We start from the raw sequence: 4700 nt of genomic DNA on the forward strand, positions 1-4700 counted from the left end.
TTTTGCCCTCGCAGCCTTCGCACGGGCCGCGCGTCCGGTGCGAAGGCTGTGGCACGCCTACTCTCCCAGCGGAACCGAACAGCACTAGGCGCTTCGCCATAACTCCAGCCTCGCCCTCGGGCGCCGGATGCGCATGCTCCTCCATCAGCGCGATGCAAGGCGGCTTCCGTCATGCATGCCCACCCGTATGGCAGCGCCGGGTGGCCGTCGTCCTGCTGCCGGATCAGGCTGGGCGTGGCGCCGCGCGGCCTGGTGTCCCCCTGAGCTCAGGCTGCCGGAAGTCCACGCAGGGCACGCCTCCCACCCTTTCTGGCATCCGAGTGGGAGGCGTGCCCATATGATCAGATGCCTCGGAACGCCGGTTGAATGAAATACGCGGAGGCCCGTGCCGACTCCACGGCGGGAGCCCCATTGGGGCGGGAGCGCGGTGCTCACCGGTCTTCTGCCGTTCCCGGAGTTCGTGGATGCTACCGGCGGTGATGGTGCCGTCTTGCTCCTTGCCTCGCAGTGGGGACATACGAGCCGGGCGTTGCGCCCGTAGCGGCAGGTGAGCTCCCGGCAGCGGGCGCACGGGCCGACCTGTGCCGGTGTGCAACCCAGCATATGGAGACCCAATCGCCGCCTACCAGGCTAGGAGTTGTCTTCAAATGTCACGCCCACATCAGGAGCGAGGCGAGGGTGACGGCCGCTTGGTAGGACTCGGCGATCTCGTAGCGGGTCGCGATGCCACGCCACTGCTTGAGGCGGTTGAAGCACCGTTCCACGACGTTGCGCTTCCCAATAGGGATGTCAAGCCGGGTGAGTGACGGGGGTGTGACGGTGTAGTCCCGTCGGTCACGGATCAAGGCCCACAGGACGTTGACGCGCCTCCGTGCGAGGGCGAGGACGGCCTGGACGTGGTGTTTGCCCCGGCGCGTTTCCTGTCGTAGAAGCGGCGGGAGTTGGGATCGCACCGGATGCTGACCATGGCGGATTGGTAGAAGACGCGTTGCAGGCGTCGGTGATATCGCTTGGGCCGGTGGAGGTTGCCGCTGACCTGTCCGGAGTCGCGGGGTGCGGGAGCCACCCCGGCGAACGTCGCCAGCCGGTCGGCGGTGGGGAAAGCGTCGATGCCGCCGCCGGTGGCGGCGAGGAACTCGGCGCCCAGGATCGGCCCGATACCCGGCATGGATGTGATCACGTCGGCGAGTTCGTGCTCGCGAAACCGGCCCTCGATTAGCTTGTCCATCTCGGTGATCTTCTCGGTGAGGGCCATCACCTCCTTCGCCAAGGTATGCACCATCTTCGCGATGGCCTTCTCACCGGTGACGGCGGTGTGCTGCCGCTCGGCGGCCTCGACCGCCTTGGCCGCCAGCGCCTCGGGCCGGTAGACCTTCCGGTTGCTCAACCAGGTCAATGCTCGTCAGCAACGCTGTGAGCCGGCTGACGGTCCGCGTGCGGTCCGCCACCAAGTCGGAACGGTGCTCGGTGAGCAGCCGCAGCTCGATTGCGGTCTCATCGCCGGGCCGGATCGGCTGCAGGTCCCGGCGCATCCGGGCTTGATCCGCGATCACCCGCGCGTCGCGGGCGTCAGTCTTGCCCACGCCGCGGTAACTGTCGGTGGCCCGGTTGACCGCGATCCCGGGGATATAGAGCAGCTCCTGGCCGTGGCCGAGCAGCAGCTCGATCAACAGGGCGGGCTCGCCCCCGGCCATGTCCACAGCCCACGTGGTCCTGTCGCCATCGGCTATCTCCAGCACATCCTTTCAGATCGAGGAGTTCGGTCTCGTCGTTGGCCACCCGGCGCGACAGGAGGGTGTCGCCCTCGGCATTCAAGACCAGGCAGTGATGGTGGGTCTCGCCCCTCGGCCCCCGCCCATATCCGGCTCATCGCGCTTCGGCTTCGTACCGCTCGCAGGCCTCGTTCACGGCGCGCTGCCAGCTGCGCGGCGCACCGCCGTGCTCACGGGCGAGCTATGCCAGTCCGCGGCTGTGTCCGCCGGCCTTGCGCAGCGCATCCAGCGCGACCGTGACGGCCCGCTCGCGCTGCTCCCGGCCCGGCCCGCCCCGGTTCGCAGGTCTGGCGAGCTTCCTCTGGTCCGGCAGCCCCGGTTGGCCGGGCCAGGCCCGGGCTGCTGGCGCGGGCAGCTTTGGAGCGGGCCACGGACTCGTCCGTTCGCCCACCCAGGCAGAAGGCGACCACCGTGCCGAATCGTCCGGCCGTCGACGGGGTCATGGGTTCGGGTGCGAGAGCGCCTTCAGTCTCCATCCACTGCCGCTGCATCCCTCGTGCAGTGGCGGGAACCGGTGGCCCTTCACGTTGGTGCTGTACTTATGGCGCTGCCCGCAGTCGCACTCGTAGATCCCCGACTGAGGTACCACCTCGCCCGGGTGGTACAGCTTCTCGCTGCTCTCGCTCATACAGCCAGATATAGAAGCCAGACGAGCCGGCCGCCCCTCGCGAGACGCAGCCAGGTGAGCCTGTGCCCGACCACGGCGACCACTGTCGCCGCCTGAGACCATCGAAGACCATGGGCTAACACTCCCGACCCACACGGCGCAGCGGCAGCGACACGCCTGTCACGATGCCTTGCCGGAAGACCCCTCACTCTGCTCGGCTTCGTACCGCTCGCGGGCCTCGTTCACGGCGCGCTGCCAACTGCGGGGGACACCGCCGTGCTCGCGGGCCAGCTGCGCGGCCAGCCCGCGGCAGTCGGCGCTGGCGTTGAGCAGCACGGTGAGGCTGACGCGTTCCGCCGGCAGGCCCGGCTGGGCGGCGAGCACGTCGCCCGCGACGCGCACCAGTGCCTGGTAGACCGTGAGCAGTGCGTAGACCTCCTGCTCGATCCCGGGGACCGTCCTTGAGCGCAGTACACGCCCGGCCAGGATGGTCGATTTCAGCGAGAAGTAGCAGGTCTCGGCCTGCCATCTGCGGTGATACAACACGATCAGCTCGTGGGTGGGATAGCGGTCGGCGTCCAGGAGGCTGGTCATCAGCCCAGCTCGGTGCGGCGGGTGCCGTCGGCCAGCGTGACGGTCATCCGGGCTTCGACGATGCGGACATCGAGCCTGCCGTAACCGCGTCCCGCCTGGTACTTCCCGGCGCAGATGGTGGTCAGGTAGGAGCCGTCCGCCGGCAGCGGGCGGCGCATGGTGGGGCGCCGCTTGCGGGTCGAGCGCATCAGGAAGGATGCGCCGGTGCCGGTCACCGCGTGGAGGAAGTCGAATGCGTCGTAGTAGGCGTCGGCAGCAGCACCATCGAGGCATCCAGCTGGTCCAGCAGGCGGCGCGCGTACCCGAGCTCACCGGTCGTGTCCGGGTCGAAGGCCGCGCCGATCAGGGCGCGGGTGCCGCACTCGACGAGCGCCACCAGGCGCAGGAGGGGATAGCCGAACTCCAGGACCGGTCCGCCGTGCTTGGGGAAGTGCCAGGTCACCTTCTCCTCGTCGGGGATGCTGAGGGTGGTGCCGTCCACAGCGACCACCCGCAAGCCGCGGTAGAAGGAGCCGGTCTGGGCCCGGGTGGCCACCGGACCGGCGAGGATCTCGAACAGCCGGTGCAGCGGGGCACTGCCCAGCCGACGGCGGGCCCGCGAGAGGGAGGAGGCACATGGCCGTGCCACCGCGACGCCGTACAGCCCTGTCCCGAGCTTGTTCCACACCGCCCGACGAGCGCTCGAAGAAGACAAGGGCGAGCACGAAGTACACCACCACCCGCGCCGGCAGCAGCCGCACGCGTCGTTCGCGTGTGCCCGTCTCTTCGAGGACCGCGTCGACCAGCTGAGGGTCGATGACCTGCGTCAACTCCCCCAAGTGCCCGGGAACGTAAACATCGTGGGCTGACGCCACGGGTGGCGGGGTGGCAGAACGCCGCGGCAACGGGACCTCCGGTACAACGATCTCTGGGCTCGACACCACAGGGATCTACCAGGGGTCCCGTTCTCTCGTTCACGGACTTGACCAAGCGCCGGACCGCGTAATGCAACGGTGTTTGCACGTCGCGGGACACCATCCGAGCAACGCTGCGCACGTGCGGGAGGCCAGTCCCGTGGCTCGGGGTGTCGGTCGGTTCACTGCCGCGCGAAGTGGTGATCAGCATCCCGGAAGTTGCCGCGCATCAGCAGACACCGGTCGCCGTGGGGCGAACGGTGTCTGCTGCCGGAGGCCGAACGTGGCCACGGCCCGTGCCGGTCGGCGCCGCTGGGGTCCGTGGCGATCACCCGTGGCTGCCGGTGTCGGCCGACTGGTTCATACCGTGCTCAGGCGCATGGCTGCCGTGATGACGGTGGAGCGTGCCTGGTGGCGGCGTTCGTAGTCCATGACCCGGATCGCGAGGGCGGGGTCGGCGTCCTTGCGCAGCCGGGCGCGGATCTCGTTGACGTTCATGTCGTCGTAGTCCGGCCAGGGATGGGACAGGGCTGCGATCTGGTCCAGAACGGCGGCGCGGCCGGCGTTGGCCCGTTCGAAGGCTTCGACCTGGGAGAGCTGGGCGGGCGACAGCCCCGGCAGCCGGGCGGCGATCTGGTCGTCGGTGAGCTGCTCGTAGTCAGAGATCGGCAGTTCGTCAGCCGCGACGGGCCGCTCGGCGGCCGGGGCACCCGCGGCGTCTTCGAGACCGCGGTCCAGCGTGTCCAGGAATGCCTCGCTGTCCGCCCGGATGGTGCCGAGCAGTTCCGCGTCGTAGACATCGTCGGCCCGCTGGGCGATCCGCTCGCCGGTCCG

At 69.1% G+C, this 4700-nt stretch carries 4 protein-coding genes and 3 pseudogenes; all 7 read right to left on the reverse strand.

Annotated features, from left to right (window positions below):
* Positions 1 to 650: 650 nt before the first annotated feature.
* Positions 651 to 773: pseudogene (locus VXC91_RS42550) on the reverse strand (IS5/IS1182 family transposase); the annotation flags it as partial.
* A gap of 33 nt (positions 774 to 806) precedes the next feature.
* Positions 807 to 1870, reverse strand: a pseudogene (locus VXC91_RS42555) (IS110 family RNA-guided transposase); the annotation flags it as partial.
* Positions 1871 to 2211: 341 nt separating this feature from the next.
* Positions 2212 to 2400 carry a hypothetical protein gene (locus VXC91_RS42560; protein WP_329512716.1) on the reverse strand — a complete coding sequence of 63 codons (189 nt, stop codon included), beginning with the start codon at positions 2398 to 2400 and terminating at the stop codon, positions 2212 to 2214.
* Positions 2401 to 2559: 159 nt separating this feature from the next.
* On the reverse strand, positions 2560 to 2973 hold the full coding sequence (locus VXC91_RS42565) for a transposase (RefSeq protein WP_329512717.1): 414 nt from the start codon (positions 2971 to 2973) through the stop codon (positions 2560 to 2562).
* On the reverse strand, positions 2973 to 3188 hold the full coding sequence (locus VXC91_RS42570; protein ID WP_329512718.1) for a hypothetical protein: 216 nt from the start codon (positions 3186 to 3188) through the stop codon (positions 2973 to 2975). The genes VXC91_RS42565 and VXC91_RS42570 overlap by 1 nt, the downstream gene beginning before the upstream one ends.
* Positions 3185 to 3896: pseudogene (locus VXC91_RS47330) on the reverse strand (transposase domain-containing protein). Before VXC91_RS47330 ends, VXC91_RS42570 begins: the two are co-directional and overlap by 4 nt.
* Positions 3897 to 4226: 330 nt before the next feature.
* Positions 4227 to 4700 (reverse strand): hypothetical protein (locus tag VXC91_RS42585; protein WP_408057612.1); only part of this gene is annotated, 474 nt, incomplete at its 5' end.

Origin of the sequence: Streptomyces chiangmaiensis, from assembly GCF_036281785.1 — a bacterium.
GTDB lineage: Bacteria > Actinomycetota > Actinomycetes > Streptomycetales > Streptomycetaceae > Streptomyces > Streptomyces chiangmaiensis.

Excerpts from the sequence above, each read along its gene's own strand:
- VXC91_RS42565 (WP_329512717.1), bottom strand. The coding sequence starts at position 2,973 with ATGACCAGCCTCCTGGACGCCGACCGCTATCCCACCCACGAGCTGATC.
- VXC91_RS42560 (WP_329512716.1), bottom strand. The coding sequence starts at position 2,400 with ATGAGCGAGAGCAGCGAGAAGCTGTACCACCCGGGCGAGGTGGTACCT.